This is a genomic window from Streptomyces sp. bgisy100, assembly GCF_057709105.1.
The window spans coordinates 64,038-79,102 of sequence record NZ_JBYITE010000022.1; the positions used below are offsets into that span (position 1 = coordinate 64,038).

Consider the following 15,065-nt stretch of genomic DNA (forward strand, 5'->3'; position numbering starts at 1 on the left):
CATACGGCCGAGTGTGATGCCCGATACAGGCAAACGGGCGGGCGGCGCGCTCCACGCACGCCGCCCGCCCGCCAACTGACCGGCCCGGAGACCGGATCGGGATGCCCGGAGTCAGGACACCACCGCGGGGTCGCTGGTCTTCGCGACCCGCTCGGAGTTGCCTTCGTCACCCACGGCGATCCCGCGCCGCTTCGAGACGTACACCGCGCCCACGATGACCGCGATCGACAGCAGCGCCACCGTGATGCGCACCCCCACGCTGGCGTTGTCGCCGTAGCTGAACTTGACAACGGCCGGAGCGATCAGAAGGGCCACCAGGTTCATCACCTTCAGCAGCGGGTTGATCGCGGGGCCCGCGGTGTCCTTGAACGGGTCGCCGACGGTGTCGCCGATCACCGTCGCGGCGTGCGCCTCGCTGCCCTTGCCGCCGTGGTGCCCGTCCTCGACCAGCTTCTTCGCGTTGTCCCAGGCACCGCCCGAGTTGGCGAGGAAGACGGCCATCAGGGTGCCGGTACCGATCGCGCCCGCGAGATACGAGCCGAGCGCCCCGACACCGAGCGTGAAGCCGACCGCGATCGGGGCGAGCACCGCGAGCAGACCGGGAGTGGCGAGTTCGCGCAGCGCGTCCTTGGTGCAGATGTCGACGACGCGCCCGTACTCCGGCTTCTCGGTGTAGTCCATGATCCCGGGGTGCTCACGGAACTGCCGCCGCACCTCGTAGACCACCGAACCGGCGGACCGGGACACGGCGTTGATCGCCAGCCCCGAGAACAGGAAGACGACGGAGGCGCCGAGGACCAGCCCGACCAGGTTGTTGGGCTGCGAGATGTCCAGACTCAGCCCCAGCTCCCCGGCCTCGGCGTTGACCTCCGCGACCGCCGTGGCGATCGCGTCCCGGTAGGAGCCGAACAGCGCGGCCGCGGCGAGGACGGCCGTGGCGATGGCGATGCCCTTGGTGATGGCCTTGGTGGTGTTGCCGACCGCGTCGAGGTCGGTGAGCACCTGCGCGCCGGAACCGGTGACGTCGCCGGACATCTCGGCGATGCCCTGCGCGTTGTCGGAGACCGGACCGAAGGTGTCCATGGCCACGATCACGCCGACGGTGGTCAGCAGACCGGTGCCGGCCAGCGCGACCGCGAACAGCGCCAGCATGATCGACGTTCCGCCCAGCAGGAACGCGCCGTACACGCTGAGCGCGATCAGCACCGCCGAGTAGACCGCGGACTCCAGACCGATCGAGATGCCGGACAGCACCACGGTCGCCGGCCCGGTGAGCGAGGTCTTGCCGATGTCCCGCACCGGGCGCCGGCTGGTCTCCGTGAAGTAGCCCGTGAGCTGCTGGATCAGCGCGGCGAGCACGATGCCGATGGCGACGGCGACGAGCGCGAGGACCCGGGGGTCGCCCTCGTGCCCGGCGATGGCGGAGTCGGTGACCCCGTTCAGATCCGCGTAACTGGCCGGCAGATAGATGTAGACGGCGGTGGCCACCAGCACCAGCGAGATCACCGCGGAGATGAAGAAGCCTCGGTTGATGGCGGTCATGCCGCTGCGGTCCGAACGCCGGGGCGCCACCGCGAAGATGCCGATCATCGCGGTGACCACACCGATGGCCGGAACCAGCAGCGGGAACGCCAGACCGGAGTCCCCGAACGCGACCTTGCCGAGGATCAGCGCGGCGACGAGGGTGACCGCGTACGACTCGAAGAGGTCGGCCGCCATACCGGCGCAGTCGCCGACGTTGTCGCCCACGTTGTCCGCGATGGTCGCGGCGTTGCGCGGGTCGTCCTCCGGGATGCCCTGCTCGACCTTGCCGACCAGGTCGGCGCCGACGTCCGCGGCCTTGGTGAAGATACCGCCGCCGACACGCATGAACATCGCGATCAGCGCCGCACCGAGGCCGAAGCCCTCGAGCACCTTCGGCGCGTCGGCCGCGTAGACCAGCACCACGCAGGAGGCGCCCAGCAGGCCCAGCCCCACGGTGCACATGCCGACGACGCCACCCGTGCGGAAGGCGATCTTCATCGCCTTGTGCGAAACCGCGGTGAGATCCTTGGCCGGCTCGCCCTCGGCGGGGGTCGCCTCACGGGCGGCTGCCGCGACGCGGACATTGCTGCGCACCGCGAGCCACATTCCGATGTAACCGGTCGCCGCCGAGAAGAGGGCACCGATCAGGAAGAACGCGGAACGTCCCGCACGCTGCGTCCAGTTGTCCGCCGGAAGCAGCAGGAGCAGGAAGAAGACCACCACGGCGAATACGCCGAGGGTGCGCAACTGGCGTGCGAGGTAGGCATTGGCGCCTTCCTGCACCGCGGCGGCGATCTTCTTCATGCTGTCGGTGCCTTCGCCGGCGGCGAGCACCTGTCGTACGAGCACCACGGCGACGACGAGCGCGGCCACCGCGACCGCGGCGATGACCGCCACGAGCACCCGGTTGTCACTGGTCAGCACGGCGGCCGCGAGCGAAGAGGGGTGGTCCAGCTGCAGAGGGGTAAAGGGCCCCGCCATTCGTCCTCCTTGACGTTTGGCACATGGGCGCGCAGCTGTTGTCGGTTACGACAGGAACAGCCGCCACGCTCAGGCGTACTGAGCTCAAGATGTGGACGGATTGTAGGGAGCCCAGCTGGATCAAAACAGGGTGCCGTGACCGGAATTCGCCCGTACCCAGCGAAGATCAAAACGAATCACTGCGGGAATTCGCCCGGAGGGAGGACGGCCACTAATTCACTGACGCCCTTTGAATGATCTACGGAATGATCTACAAAAGGATCTCCGGGCATCCGAAGGAGCAGTTCAGCGGGCCCGCCGAGCCGGACACCCTGGACCCGGGTGACACACGGAACCCCCGGGGGACGGGTGCCGTTGACGGGCAGAAGCGACAGCAGCGACACCGGAGGCGAGCGAGGACTGCGCGCTCGGCGCGCCTCGAGGGACCGGCGACAGAAGTGGCCATTCCCGGGACCGACCGCCACCCGGACGAACCGGACGACACAGCCGAGGGGACCGGATCCACGCCACGGCGGGCCGAGCACAGGGCGGGGTTCGCGATGGGTTCGGGGTGGGGCAGGGGGTGAGGCACGTACGGGGCGTCGTGAGCGGTGCGATGGGGTGCCGGTCAGGTGCGGTGGTCCGGGACAGGCAGGCGCGCACCGGGGGCGCATCTACGGCACAGGCACCGGAGAGGCGCATCTACGGCACAGGCAGAAGATGCCGACGGCCCACAGCGCCCACGGACACGGGCACGGTGGCCGACGGGCATGGGCCGAGGCCACGGGCCGACCGGACCGCGGCGGGCGCGTGCCGCGCGTGTACCGCCTCGGGCTCGGGCTCGGGCTACGGCTACGGCTACGGCTACGGCTACGGCTACGGCTACGGCAGCATGGTCGCGGGGGTCGCGGGCCAGCTCATCCGGATGAGCCCGCCTGCTTCACCGGTGGACACTTCCACGTCGTCGACGAGGCCGCTGATGACCGCCAGGCCCATCTCGTCCTCTTCCTCCGCGGCGGAGTCCTCGGCGCCACCGTCCCCGCCCGTGCGGGCTCCGGGGACCGCGCCCGAGACGGCGTGCGGTGCCTCGTCCCCCACCTCGATGGAGAACTTCTTCTCGTCCTCGATGAGCACGACCTTGACGGGAGCCGACACGGCATTGCTCTGGTGCAGACTCACGGCCCGGGTGCAGGCCTCACCGACGGCGAGGCGCACCTCGTCCAGCACCGCTTCGTCGACCCCGGCTCGGCGCGCGACCGCTGCCGCCACCAGACGGGCGGTGCGGACATGCTCGGGCAACGCGCTGAACAGTAGTTCGACGGTGGCCATGCCATCCCCTCGGTCGTACGGGCGTACATCTCAGGGGGCCCGGGCAGGATCGCCCGGTCCCCCCAGTGGCTTCCGCGGGAGACGCTGCCGTCAGTCGGTGGCTGCGACAGCGTCGTCGACCGAGGTGTGAATCGGGAACACCTTGGTCAGACCGGTAATGCGGAAGATCTTGAGAATGCGCTCCTGGTTGCACACCAGGCGCAGCGAGCCCTCATGGGCACGCACCCGCTTCAGGCCACCGACCAGCACGCCGAGCCCGGTGGAGTCGAGAAAGTCGACGCCCTCCATGTCCACGACGAGGTGATAATTACCGTCGTTGACAAGCTCGACCAGCTGCTCGCGCAGCTTGGGCGCGGTGTATACATCAATCTCGCCACCGACCTCGACGACCGTGCGGTCGCCAACGGTCCGGGTCGACAGGGACAGGTCCACGGATCCTCCAGCACCTTGCATCGAGCGGTCGCCCCCCATGGATCGGCAGCCGCGATGGCATTCAATCACTTACCAGCAGGCGCGCACGACGCCTTGAGTCCATTCTCCGTCACGCCAGTGACACACTCGGTGCCGATGGCCAACAATCAACTCCCGCGTTTCGCGGGCGTACGCACATCCCCGCGCTCGGTCCTGGACCGTCTCGCGGCCGGGGCCGATCGGGCTGTGCGCATCACTCATACGGAGCACTTGCCCCCGCGTGCGGGCCGTCATGCGGACTGGTCGGAGGGGATCCGCGCCGAGGTCGTCGACGCCATCCGGAAGGCCGGGATCGACCGTCCGTGGGAGCACCAGGCGCGCACGGTCGAGCACGCTCTGCGCGGACATTCCGTCGTGGTCGCCACCGGCACCGCGTCGGGCAAGTCGCTCGCCTATCTGGCTCCGGTGCTCAGCGCCCTCCTCGACGGTGCCGAGGCCCCCAACGGGCGAGGGGCGACCGCCCTCTACCTGTCCCCGACGAAGGCGCTCGCCGCCGATCAGAAGCGCGCCGTCGCAGACCTCGCGGCACCGCTCGGCACCGCCGTGCGCACGGCGGTGTACGACGGCGACACACCCGTCGAGGAGCGCGAATGGGTGCGTCAGTACGCGAACTACGTGCTGACCAACCCCGACATGCTGCACCGCGGCGTCCTCCCCGCCCACCACCGCTGGTCGTCGTTCCTGAGGTCGCTGCGCTTCGTCGTGATCGACGAGTGCCACACCTACCGTGGAGTATTCGGTTCGCATGTCGCACAGGTGCTGCGCCGGCTCCGCCGCGTCTGTGCCCGCTACGGCTCCGAGCCCGTGTTCCTGCTCGCCTCCGCCACCGCGGCGGACCCGGCTCGGGCCGCCTCCCGGCTCACGGGCCTCCCGGTGGCCGAGGTCACCGAGGACGCCTCCCCCCGCGGGGAGCTGGTGTTCGCCCTGTGGGAGCCGCCGCTGACCGAGCTCCACGGCGAACAGGGCGCGCCGGTGCGGCGCACCGCCACCGCCGAGACCGCGGACCTGCTCACCGACCTCGCCGTCCAGGGAGTCCGTACCGTCGCCTTCGTCCGGTCACGGCGCGGGGCCGAGCTGATCGCCCTGATCGCCCAGGAGCGGCTGGCGGCGGTCGACCGGTCCCTGCCCGGCCGGGTCGCGGCCTACCGCGGCGGCTACCTCCCCGCGGAACGCCGCGCCCTGGAGCGTGCCCTCCACTCCGGCGAGCTGCTGGGGCTGGCGGCCACCACGGCGCTGGAGATGGGCGTGGACGTCGCGGGGCTCGATGCGGTGCTCGTCGCCGGTTACCCCGGCACCCGCGCGTCCCTGTGGCAGCAGGCCGGGCGGGCGGGCCGGGCCGGTCAGGGGGCGCTCGCGGTCCTCGTCGCCCGCGACGACCCGCTGGACACCTATCTGGTGCACCATCCCGAGGCCCTCTTCCAGCGGCCGGTCGAGTCCACGGTGCTCGACCCGGACAATCCGTATGTGCTCGCTCCCCACCTGTGTGCGGCGGCTGCCGAGCTCCCGCTCACCGAGGCCGACCTGGAGCTCTTCGGTCCGGCCGCGCCGGATCTCATACCGCAGCTGGAACAGCGCAAGCTGCTGCGGCGCCGGGCGACCGCCTGGCACTGGCCGCGTCGCGAACGGGCGGCCGACCTGGCCGACATCCGCGGCGAGGGCGGCGAACCCGTCCACGTGGTGGAGGAGGCGACCGGGCGCCTCCTCGGCACCGTGGACGCCGGCGCCGCCCACACCACGGTCCACGACGGCGCGGTCCACCTCCACCAGGGGCGCACCTACGTGGTGAAGCACCTCGATCTCCACGACTCCGTCGCCCTCGTCGAGGCGTCCGACCCGCCGTACTCCACCACCGCCCGCGACACCACCGCCATCTCCGTTCTGGACACCACGACCGAGATCCCCTGGGGCGATTCCCGGCTGTGCTTCGGTTCGGTCGAGGTCACCAATCAGGTCGTCTCCTTCCTGCGCCGGAAACTCGTCACGGGCGAGGTGCTGGGCGAGACCAAGCTGGATCTGCCGCCCCGGACCCTGCGCACCCGAGCGGTCTGGTGGACGGTCACCGAGGACCAGCTCGACGCCGCCCGGATCGCCCCGGAGCAGCTGGCGGGGGCCCTCCACGCCGCCGAGCACGCCTCCATCGGCATCCTGCCGCTCTTCGCCACCTGCGACCGCTGGGACATCGGCGGGGTCTCGGTGCCGCTGCACCCGGACACCCTGCTGCCCACGGTCTTCGTGTACGACGGCCACCCGGGCGGGGCGGGGTTCGCGGAACGCGCCTTCCACACCGCGGAGCGCTGGCTACGGGCCACGCGCGAGGCCATCGCCTCCTGTGAGTGCGAGGCCGGGTGCCCGTCCTGCATCCAGTCCCCGAAGTGCGGGAACGGCAACGACCCGCTCCACAAGCGAGCCGCCGTACGACTGCTCACCACACTCCTCTCCGCGGCGCCGGAAGATGCGCAGCCGGCCGGGGCCACGGGGGCGGCCCCGGCCCCGACGGACGCAGCCGGTGGGCCGGCAGGGCCACCGACGGAGCCACCGGCCCGGCCACCGACGGGGCCACAGCCGGGGCACTCCGGTCGGCCGGTGAGCTCCGAACATCCCGGAGACTCCGGCGAACAGACGTAGCTCCGGTCCACCCGGCTCGCCGGGCGTGCGGTGGAGCGGGGAGGACAGGCACGGTTCGCCCGCTCGAGGGGCCCGCCCGCGACCGGATCCGCGAGCTGAACGGCCCGGCCCGCACCTCCGCAGTGAGGTCGGCGACCTCTCCGGCCACGGCGCACCGGACCACCCGTGCGCCCTGCGCCACCGCGATCCGCCGCGCGATGGCACAGGCCGGCTCCCGGCCTTCCAGAGCATGATCAGCGGCCGCGAGCGCGGCCAGGTCCGCTGCTCCGCCCGCCCGGTGGCGTACGGTCACCGCCGCCCCCATGCCCAGCACCGCGGTGAACACCGCACAGAGCGCCGCGGTGAACACCACCGTCCACACCGTGGCCGATCCACGGTCGATCACGCTGGTCCCGGTGGTCTCGGTGGTCTCGGTGGTCTCGGTGGTCTCGGTGGTCTCGGTGGTCCCGGCGGTCCCGGCGGACTCGGCGGTCCCGGCGGACTCGGCGGTCCCGGCGGACTCGGCGGTCCCGGCCGCCGACCCGCGGCCGGTCGCAGCCGCCAACCTCTGACCGGTCGCGGTCACCGGACCTTTCCCCCGGACCGGCCGCAGGCTCCCGCCGTCATGGCGTCGCTCCCGCATCCGGTCCCGCGGCCACGTCCTCATACAGATCCCACCCCGGCGGGCCGGTGGCTCGGGCCCGGAGTCGGGAACGGGGACGGGGTCGGGGACGGGTGCGGACCCAGGGATGGGCCCGAGCCCGGGGACGGGTGCGGACCCAGGCGCGGGTGCGGGTACGGGTGCGTGTCCCCACCCGGGCCCGGGCAGGACGGATGCGTCTTCGGAGCCGGGTCCGGATTCGCGGCCGGGGCGAGGTTCGGCACCGGGTCCGCATGCTCTGATCGCGTGGCGCCGGGTCCCGCTCCGCCGGCTCCCGCCCCGGCCCCGGAACCCGTCCTCCGGTCCTCCGACAGCGCCACGGCCTCCGCCCGGAGGCTGAGGGACAGGGCGCGAGGCCCCGCCGTGGGCGCCACGACCCGCACACGCACCTGATCCCCCTCACGCTCCAGAACCACCTCCGCTCCCCGTGGAGCGGCCGCTCGGGCGGCGGCCAGTGCGGCCTCCGGCGGTTCCGACCGGGCGGCGGCGCGAGCTCCCGCCCGCGCCGCGTCCACACACCGGATCTGAGCCGCGGCGGCCATCAGCCCCCACAGCAGCGCCACGGCGAACAGCACCAGCGCGGGCAGCACCACCGCCGCCTCGGCCGTCACGAACCCCCGGTCAGAACGGCGCATCGAGCGCCTTTCCGATGATCGATTGGAGTGCCCCGGAGACCGCCCCGCTGGTCACCACCTTGTAGAGGACGGCAGCGAATCCGCATGCCGCGACCGTCCCGACCGCGTACTCGGCCGTGGTCATCCCCTGGTCCCGTCGCGCGCACCGCAGCCTCCGCCACCGCGCACCGAGCCTCTTGAACATCTCTGCCCCCATCGTCGGTTCCTCTTCCGGTTCCATGTCCGGTTCCATGTCCGGTTCCGTTTTCCGTCGTCGCCGCCTCGTCGCCGCCTCGTCGCCGCGCCGTCGCCGCTCTGTCCGTGGCGCCGTCGCACGCCGAGCCCTTTCCTCGCCACCCGTCAGTGGCCGTTCAGCAAGCCGGTTGCCAGGCCGATGAGCACCGGGGCCACACCGACCGTCAGAAAGGCGGGGAGAAAGCAGAGCCCCAGCGGCGCGGTGGCCAGCACACCGGCTCGCCGCGCCCCGGCCGTCGCGGCCCGTGCCTGTTCGGCCCGGCACTCCGCCGCGACCCGCGTCACCGGTTGCACTGCTGGGCTTCCTGTCGCCTGGGCTCGCTCCAGGCAGCGCGCCAGTCCGCGCGCACCGGCGAGCGCACCGAGTCGGCTCCAGGCCGTGGCGGGTTCGGCGCCGAGCCTCAGCTCGGCAGCGGTCCGCGCCAACCGGTCACCGACCGGTCCGCCGAGGGACTTCCCGACGGCGTCCGCCGCCTCGCACGGCCCGGCTCCGGCAGCCAGACACGCCGCCAGCAGGTCTGCGGCCAGGGGAAGTTGACGGGACACGGCCTCGGCGCTCTCCGTCGCCACGGTCCGCACCGAGCGGCTCCGCCGCCATCGGTGCACGCCGTACGCCGCCGCGGTCCCGACCAGGCAGCCCGGCACTCCGCCCACCAGGACGAAGCCGGCCAGTCCGACGGCCGGGGCAGGCCACCGCTCCCGCAGAGCGCGACCGGGACGTCCCGTCGACGCGGCGAACCACCCCCGCAGACGGTCCCGCCGACGCGGCGCCACGGCGCCCTTGCCGAGCACTCGCCCGAGCCGTCCGCGCACCGCACGCTCCCGCCGACGGCGGACCGCCGCCACCGAGATCCGGACGGCCACGGCGCCGGCTGCGGCCGTTCCCGCCAGGGCCACGGCCCCCTCGCCGGTCATCCGGCCCCCGCACCGCGGCGGCCCGACGCGGCCCGTACGACGCGGGCCGTCCAGACGAGCCCCGCGTACTCCAGCACTCCGCCGACCAGCAGGCAGACCCAACCGGCGGGAGTGTGCAGCAGCACGCGCAGCGGTTCGGCTCCGAGCGCCGAACCCATCAACAGCCCGACGAGCGGCAGGAGAGCCAGCATCACCGCCGTCGCTCGCGTGCCGGCGAGCTGGGCCTCCAGTTCCTCGCCCTGCGCCCGTTCGGCGCGCAGGGCGTCGGCCACCCTCTCCAGCCCGGCGGCCAGCCCCGCTCCGCTGTCGGCTGCCACCTGCCAGCACGCGGCGACGCCCAGCAGCCCCTCGGCCCCCGGCTGTCGGGCGGCCTTCCGCAGCGCCGTCGGCACGTCACCACCGAAGCGCGCGGCGGCCGTCACCGTGCCCTCTGCCGCCCCGAGAGTCCCGGAGGCAGCGAGCCGTAACGCCTCGTCGGGCTGACGCCCGGCACGCAACTCGGCCGCCACTCCGGCGCACAGCTCGATCACCCGCGCCGCCATGGAGTCACGGGCCCGCCCGCGCTCCCGGCTCCGCAGCCATCGGCGGACCACGGGCACGGCGACGACAGCGGCCGGCAGCGGCAGCACCGAGGCGCCGAGCAGCGCCACCAGGCACCCGATGGGCAGGCACCACAGCTCCGGCCCGGGCTGCCCGCCCGGCAGGGCCCTCCAGCGCCTGCGGGCCTCCATCGCCCAGCGTGCCCAGGGCCCGGGGAGCCGGACGCGGCCGGAGGTCGTCCCAGCGCCGTCGGCGAACAGCAGCCGGGCTCTCCGCAGCTCCGTGTCCCGTCCGCCCAGGAGCAGCGCGGCCAGGCCCGCACAGAGCACCGCGGCATACGCCGGGGCGGCGTTCGCGCCGGTGACCGTTCCCTCGGTCAGGCCGCCGGTCACCAGGCATCACCGCCACGGGCGCACAACCGGCCGAGCCGCTCCCAGCCCCGCTCGCGCGCGAAGCCCTGGGCGCCCCAGACAGCGGCCGGCACCGTCCTGACCAGCCCGGCCCCGTCCCGCTCGAGCACATGCACCTCGGCGAGGCGCCGGCGTCCGGTGCGATCCCGGACCAGGTGCACCACGACCGACAGAGCGGCCGCCAACTGGCTGTGCAGCGCCGCCCGGTCGAGTCCGGCCGCCGAACCGAGCGCCTCCAGCCGGGCGGGCACATCCGCCGCGGCGTTGGCATGCACCGTTCCGCAGCCGCCTTCGTGACCGGTGTTCAGGGCGGCGAGAAGGTCAGTGACCTCCGCGCCCCGGACCTCGCCCACCACGAGCCGGTCCGGCCGCATGCGCAGCGCCTGACGCACCAGATCGCGCAGCGTGACACGACCGGTCCCCTCCTGGTTCGCGGGCCGCGCCTCGAGGCGCACCACATGGGGGTGGTCGGGCCGCAACTCCGCCGAATCCTCGGCCAGGACGATCCGTTCGTCCGGACCGACCAGCCCCAGCAGTGTGCTGAGCAGTGTCGTCTTGCCCGATCCGGTCCCTCCGCTGATCAGGAACGACAGCCGGGACTCCAGCATCTGCCGCAGCAGGCGCTCCCCGCCGGTCGGCAGGGTCCCCGCGTCCACGAGTTCGGCCAGCCCGAACGCCCTGGGCCGTACGACCCGCAGCGAGAGGCAGGTCGAGCCGACAGCCACCGGTGGCAGCACCGCGTGCAGCCGAGTGCCGTCCGGCAGCCGGGCGTCCACCCACGGCCGTGCGTCGTCCAGCCGCCGCCCGGCCACCGCGGCAAGCCGCTGGGCGAGCCGGCGGACCGCCGCCGCGTCGGGGAAGGACACATCGGACCGCTCCAGCCCCCGCCCGCGGTCCACCCAGACCGCGGACGGGGAGGTGACCAGGACGTCGGTCACTTCCGGCTCCGCGAGCAGTGGCTCCAGTGGCCCGCTGCCCACGAGTTCGGACCGCAGGCGCGTCACCACGCGCAGCACTTCGGTGTCCCCCAGCAGCCGCCCCTCCGCGCGTAGCGCTGCCGCCACCGCTGCCGGAGTGGGCTCGGCCCCGCTCTCCGCCAGCCTCAGCCGCACCGCGTCCACCAGCGGCACCGCCACATCCGTGACCCGGCTCGTCGCCGTCATCCGACGCCACCTCCCGAGCACCCGGCCGGTGCGGCCCCGCCTCCGGATGGGAGAGCCCGCGCCCAGAAGTCCGCGGAGAACCGCGCGAGCGGCCCGCGCACACTGCTGCCGGGCGGCACACCTCCGCCGGACGACAGCCCGGTTTCCGAGGCGAGCTCCCCGGCCAGCGGAATCCCCAACAGCCGGGCGATCTCCTCGCTGTGGAGGCCCGGGCCGCACGGCCCCCGCACCACGGCGCGCAGATCCTCCAGCACCGTGCCCACCGTGGCCGCCACCCGGTGCGCGGCGGCCACCGCCCGCAGCTCCGCGGGCACCACGAGCAGGCCCAGATCCAGCTGGGCCAGCGCCTCCGCCTCCGCGTCCCCCACGCGCCGCGGCAGATCGACGACGACCACCCCGCCGCCCCTGCGCGCCGCGGCCAGCACCGAACTCATCGCCTCGGGCCGCAAGGTCACCGCATCGCCGCGATCCCAGCTCAGGAGCCGCACTCCACGCAGCTCGGGCAGGGCTTCCTCCAGCGCGCTGCCGCCAAGCCGGCCCCGCGACTGGGCGAAGGCCGGCCATCTCGGCCCCTCCGTCCGCTCGCCGCCGAGCAGCACGTCCAGCCCGCCGCCGAGCGAATCGGCGTCGATCAGCATCGTGCGCCGCCCGGCGCGAGCGGCGGTCACGGCGAGAGCGCAGGCCAGGGTGCTCGCCCCCGCGCCGCCGCGGCCACCGATCACCCCGACGGTCAGCGCGCGCCCGACGCTCTCCGCGGCGTCGGCGATCCGCTCCACCAGCCAGGCCTCGGCATCCGGCAGGGCCAGCACCTGATCCGCGCCGATCTCCACGGCGCGGCGCCAGACGGCCTGATCATCGAGGCACCGCCCGACGACCAGCACTCCCGGTCTGCGCGACGGACCCCGCAGCCGGTGCGCGGCGTCGTCGCCGACCAGGACCAGAGGAGCCGTCTCCCAACTCCCCCGCTGTGCGGGCACTCCATGGGAGACCTCCGCCTCCGCACCCGCCGCGGCACACAGGCGCAACAGGTCGTCCAGCAGCGCTTCGTCCTCCGTGACGATCAGCGGTCGCCGCGGTTGTCCGCCGGCGGTCTGCGGCTCCTGTGAACCAATGGATCCGGCCACGGTCTCCGCCCCCTCTCGCATCGCACTCTCACATCCGCGAACTTCGCGGGTAATCACCGTGCGGCGATCCGGGAAATCATGTGGATCTTGGTCGGAAACTGTGGACTACTTGCGGGTTGTGAATATCCCCGTCACCTATACCGGTGACTTCCCCTCCGCATCGCAACGATTACGATGCGTTACGCGTCATGACAGTCGAAGAGCAGTGCTCGGCGAGAGAGAGCGGAGGGAGAAGATCCGGAAAGGAAATGCGAAAACGCGTCCGGACATGCGACGACCCCCGCCGGGGGGGAGAGCGGGGGTCGTCCCCACGGCCGACTCGGGGGGGGAGGAGTCGGACCGGGTTAGCACGGTCGCGAACGATCCGTGACTTCCATGGTGTACCCGAGAGCCTTCTCAGGCAAACCCACGCGCCACAGCTTACGCCGAATGGCGGGCCCCTATGCTCTGCCTCGTGGAAAATCACCTCTTGCCGCGCACCGCCGCCTTCTTCGATCTCGACAAGACGGTGATTGCGAAGTCGAGCACGCTGGCCTTCAGCAAGTCCTTCTACCAGGGTGGCCTGATCAACCGCAGGGCCGTACTGCGCACCGCCTACTCGCAGTTCGTGTACCTCGTCGGAGGGGCCGACCACGACCAGACCGAGCGGATGCGCGAGTACCTTTCCGCCCTCTGCAAAGGCTGGGACGTACAGCAGGTGCGGGAGATCGTCGCGGAGGCGCTGCACGGCCTCATCGGCCCGATCATCTACGACGAGGCCGCCTCACTGATCGAGGAGCACCACACCGCCGGACGGGACGTGGTGATCGTCAGCACGTCGGGCGCCGAGGTCGTCGAACCGATCGGCGAGCTGCTCGGCGCCGACCGCGTCGTGGCCACCCGCATGGTCGTCGAAAACGGCCGCTTCACCGGCAAGATCGAGTACTACGCCTACGGGCCGACCAAGGCCGAGGCCGTCGCCGAGCTGGCCGAGAGCGAGGGCTACGACCTCGACCGCTGCTACGCGTACAGCGACTCCGTCACCGACATCCCGATGCTGGAGGCGGTCGGCCACCCGCACGCGGTCAACCCCGACCGCGGGCTGCGCCGGGAGGCGGCGGCCCGGGGCTGGACCGTGCTCTCGTTCAGCCGTCCGGTGCAGCTGAGGGAGCGGCTCCCGTCGCTCTCCCTGCCGCCCCGGCCCGTCCTCGCGGCCATCGCCGCGGTGGGCGCGGCAGCCGCGACCGCCGGCCTGGTCTGGTATGCCGGTCGACGCCGCGCGGCTTATGCCCGCATTTGAGGCCGATAGTAAAGATATGCAGCCAGGGGTTCCGCTTCCGGGCACCCAGGAGTAGAAAGGAGTCAACGGCCCGCGAGACCAGGGATATCCGGGAGGATCTTCCTCAACGCATCAAGGCCCCACGGACCGGAGCATGAAAGTCGGGCACCCACGCGACGCCGACCCGTCGATTACGGGCCAGCTGCACCAGGTGACGGGCAAAGAACCCGACCTGATGAGCGCAAAACGAGCACGCACTGGTAACCGGGCCGACATGCCAGCGGCGGTACCCCGAGCGGGTACCGCCGCAACTCGTTGCCGGCCGCACCCGGCCAGGCCGTCGACTCAGGCCGCGCCGCGCTGCAGCGCCTCGCACACGGCCGTACTCTCCCTGACACCCAGCTCCACGGCCCGCCCGCAGTGCGTGATCCAGGCCGCCATGCCCTCCGGGGTACCGGAGACGTAACCGTCCAGGGCCGCGACGTACGCGGCCCGCCCCAGCTCGGCGTGTCCCACTTCCGCCGGGCAGATCGACTTCGGATCGAGTCCACTGCCGATCAGCACGATCCGCTCCGCCGCCCGCGCCACCAGCCCGTTGCCCCACCCGAAGGGCCGCAGCGCCACCAGCTCGCCGTGCACCACCGCGGCCGTCACCAGCGCCGGCGCCTCCGTTCCCGCCAGCAGGAGCTCCGCGAGCCCGTCGAGCCGTCCGGCGACCTCGTCGGCATCCGGGAGCGGCAGTTCGACCAGCGGCTCGGTCACCGGTTCACCCTCGAGCCGCGGACGGCCCACCGTGCCCTCCGGCGCGGAACCCCCGGCCGCCACCAGATGCAGCCGCGCGAGCGTCCGCAGCGGCGACTGCCGCCAGACACTGAGCAACTGCCCCGCCTCCGCGGTCAGCCGGAGTGCCGCACCCACGGTCCGGGGCTCGCCCTCGCCGCCGAAGTCGCTGCGCCGCCGCACCTCCTCCAGCGCCCAGTCGGCACCGGCCAGCGCCGCGGAACCGCGCGCTCCGCGCAGTGCGGCCTCCGAGGTGATCTCATTGCTGCGGCGTCGCATCACCCGGTGGCCGTAGACCCGGTCCACGGCCTTGCGTACGGAGTCCACGGAGTCGGCCACGCCCGGGAGCGCACTGAGAGCGGCCAGCGGATCGGCTTTGGTACCCATGCGCCCGACCCTACGCACTCACCGACCACCCCCCTCGAAGGAGTGGTCTTCCTCACCACCTTCGTTCACC

General features: G+C 72.7%; 12 protein-coding genes and 2 pseudogenes. 3 read left to right on the forward strand and 11 right to left on the reverse strand.

The window, feature by feature from the left end; all coding sequences use genetic code 11:
- Positions 1-111: 111 nt before the first annotated feature.
- From AC3EQ1_RS16900 to bldG, 3 genes are all read right to left on the reverse strand, one after another.
- Positions 112-2,505 (reverse strand): sodium-translocating pyrophosphatase, encoded by a 2,394-nt coding sequence (locus tag AC3EQ1_RS16900; RefSeq protein ID WP_432095133.1) that lies wholly within the window; start codon positions 2,503-2,505, stop codon positions 112-114.
- Between the two features lie 861 nt (positions 2,506-3,366).
- Positions 3,367-3,813, reverse strand: coding sequence for an ATP-binding protein (locus tag AC3EQ1_RS16905; RefSeq protein WP_351508044.1), 447 nt, complete (start codon positions 3,811-3,813; stop codon positions 3,367-3,369).
- Between the two features lie 90 nt (positions 3,814-3,903).
- On the reverse strand, positions 3,904-4,245 hold the full coding sequence (gene bldG, locus AC3EQ1_RS16910; protein WP_014178436.1) for an anti-sigma factor antagonist BldG: 342 nt from the start codon (positions 4,243-4,245) through the stop codon (positions 3,904-3,906).
- Positions 4,246-4,299: 54 nt separating this feature from the next.
- Here bldG and AC3EQ1_RS16915 point away from each other — a divergent pair, with 54 nt between their 5' ends.
- Positions 4,300-6,909, forward strand: a complete 2,610-nt coding sequence (locus AC3EQ1_RS16915; protein WP_432095134.1) for a DEAD/DEAH box helicase — start codon at positions 4,300-4,302, stop codon at positions 6,907-6,909.
- 67 nt (positions 6,910-6,976) lie between these two features.
- Here the strand turns inward: AC3EQ1_RS16915 and AC3EQ1_RS16920 are convergent.
- A pseudogene (locus tag AC3EQ1_RS16920) lies at positions 6,977-7,294 on the reverse strand (Rv3654c family TadE-like protein); the annotation flags it as partial.
- Here AC3EQ1_RS16920 and AC3EQ1_RS16925 point away from each other — a divergent pair.
- Entirely contained in the window at positions 7,212-7,460 is a 249-nt protein-coding gene (locus AC3EQ1_RS16925; RefSeq protein WP_432095167.1) for a hypothetical protein, read from the forward strand. The pseudogene AC3EQ1_RS16920 and the gene AC3EQ1_RS16925 sit on opposite strands and share 83 nt — an antisense overlap.
- A gap of 361 nt (positions 7,461-7,821) precedes the next feature.
- Here the strand turns inward: AC3EQ1_RS16925 and AC3EQ1_RS16930 are convergent.
- The 6 genes and pseudogenes from AC3EQ1_RS16930 to ssd all read right to left on the reverse strand — a co-directional run.
- A pseudogene (locus tag AC3EQ1_RS16930) lies at positions 7,822-8,184 on the reverse strand (TadE family type IV pilus minor pilin); the annotation flags it as partial.
- A complete protein-coding gene (locus AC3EQ1_RS16935; protein WP_432095165.1) occupies positions 8,171-8,368 on the reverse strand; it encodes a DUF4244 domain-containing protein in 198 nt (65 codons plus the stop codon). The pseudogene AC3EQ1_RS16930 and the gene AC3EQ1_RS16935, both read right to left, overlap by 14 nt.
- Before the next feature lie 155 nt (positions 8,369-8,523).
- On the reverse strand, positions 8,524-9,333 hold the full coding sequence (locus tag AC3EQ1_RS16940; RefSeq protein ID WP_432095135.1) for a type II secretion system F family protein: 810 nt from the start codon (positions 9,331-9,333) through the stop codon (positions 8,524-8,526).
- Complete coding sequence (locus AC3EQ1_RS16945) at positions 9,330-10,265, reverse strand: type II secretion system F family protein (protein WP_432095136.1); 936 nt, start codon at positions 10,263-10,265, stop codon at positions 9,330-9,332. Before AC3EQ1_RS16945 ends, AC3EQ1_RS16940 begins: the two co-directional genes overlap by 4 nt.
- Positions 10,262-11,446 carry a TadA family conjugal transfer-associated ATPase gene (locus AC3EQ1_RS16950; protein ID WP_432095137.1) on the reverse strand — a complete coding sequence of 395 codons (1,185 nt, stop codon included), beginning with the start codon at positions 11,444-11,446 and terminating at the stop codon, positions 10,262-10,264. The genes AC3EQ1_RS16945 and AC3EQ1_RS16950 overlap by 4 nt, the downstream gene beginning before the upstream one ends.
- The gene (ssd, locus tag AC3EQ1_RS16955; protein WP_432095138.1) at positions 11,443-12,591 is read right to left on the reverse strand and encodes a septum site-determining protein Ssd; all 1,149 of its coding nucleotides are present in this window, start codon (positions 12,589-12,591) and stop codon (positions 11,443-11,445) included. The genes AC3EQ1_RS16950 and ssd overlap by 4 nt, the downstream gene beginning before the upstream one ends.
- Positions 12,592-13,012: 421 nt before the next feature.
- Between ssd and AC3EQ1_RS16960 the strand changes: the two genes are divergently transcribed.
- Complete coding sequence (locus tag AC3EQ1_RS16960) at positions 13,013-13,849, forward strand: HAD family hydrolase (RefSeq protein ID WP_432095139.1); 837 nt, start codon at positions 13,013-13,015, stop codon at positions 13,847-13,849.
- 324 nt (positions 13,850-14,173) lie between these two features.
- Here the strand turns inward: AC3EQ1_RS16960 and AC3EQ1_RS16965 are convergent, their stop codons facing one another.
- Positions 14,174-14,995 (reverse strand): Fic family protein, encoded by an 822-nt coding sequence (locus tag AC3EQ1_RS16965; RefSeq protein WP_432095140.1) that lies wholly within the window; start codon positions 14,993-14,995, stop codon positions 14,174-14,176.
- Between the last annotated feature and the right edge of the window lie 70 nt (positions 14,996-15,065).

Excerpts from the sequence above, each read along its gene's own strand:
- AC3EQ1_RS16950 (WP_432095137.1), bottom strand. The coding sequence starts at position 11,446 with ATGACGGCGACGAGCCGGGTCACGGATGTGGCGGTGCCGCTGGTGGAC.
- AC3EQ1_RS16940 (WP_432095135.1), bottom strand. The coding sequence starts at position 9,333 with ATGACCGGCGAGGGGGCCGTGGCCCTGGCGGGAACGGCCGCAGCCGGC.
- AC3EQ1_RS16965 (WP_432095140.1), bottom strand. The coding sequence starts at position 14,995 with ATGGGTACCAAAGCCGATCCGCTGGCCGCTCTCAGTGCGCTCCCGGGC.
- AC3EQ1_RS16925 (WP_432095167.1), top strand. The coding sequence starts at position 7,212 with ATGCCCAGCACCGCGGTGAACACCGCACAGAGCGCCGCGGTGAACACC.
- AC3EQ1_RS16905 (WP_351508044.1), bottom strand. The coding sequence starts at position 3,813 with ATGGCCACCGTCGAACTACTGTTCAGCGCGTTGCCCGAGCATGTCCGC.
- AC3EQ1_RS16900 (WP_432095133.1), bottom strand. The coding sequence starts at position 2,505 with ATGGCGGGGCCCTTTACCCCTCTGCAGCTGGACCACCCCTCTTCGCTC.
- ssd (WP_432095138.1), bottom strand. The coding sequence starts at position 12,591 with ATGCGAGAGGGGGCGGAGACCGTGGCCGGATCCATTGGTTCACAGGAG.
- AC3EQ1_RS16935 (WP_432095165.1), bottom strand. The coding sequence starts at position 8,368 with ATGTTCAAGAGGCTCGGTGCGCGGTGGCGGAGGCTGCGGTGCGCGCGA.
- AC3EQ1_RS16915 (WP_432095134.1), top strand. The coding sequence starts at position 4,300 with ATGGCATTCAATCACTTACCAGCAGGCGCGCACGACGCCTTGAGTCCA.
- AC3EQ1_RS16960 (WP_432095139.1), top strand. The coding sequence starts at position 13,013 with ATGCTCTGCCTCGTGGAAAATCACCTCTTGCCGCGCACCGCCGCCTTC.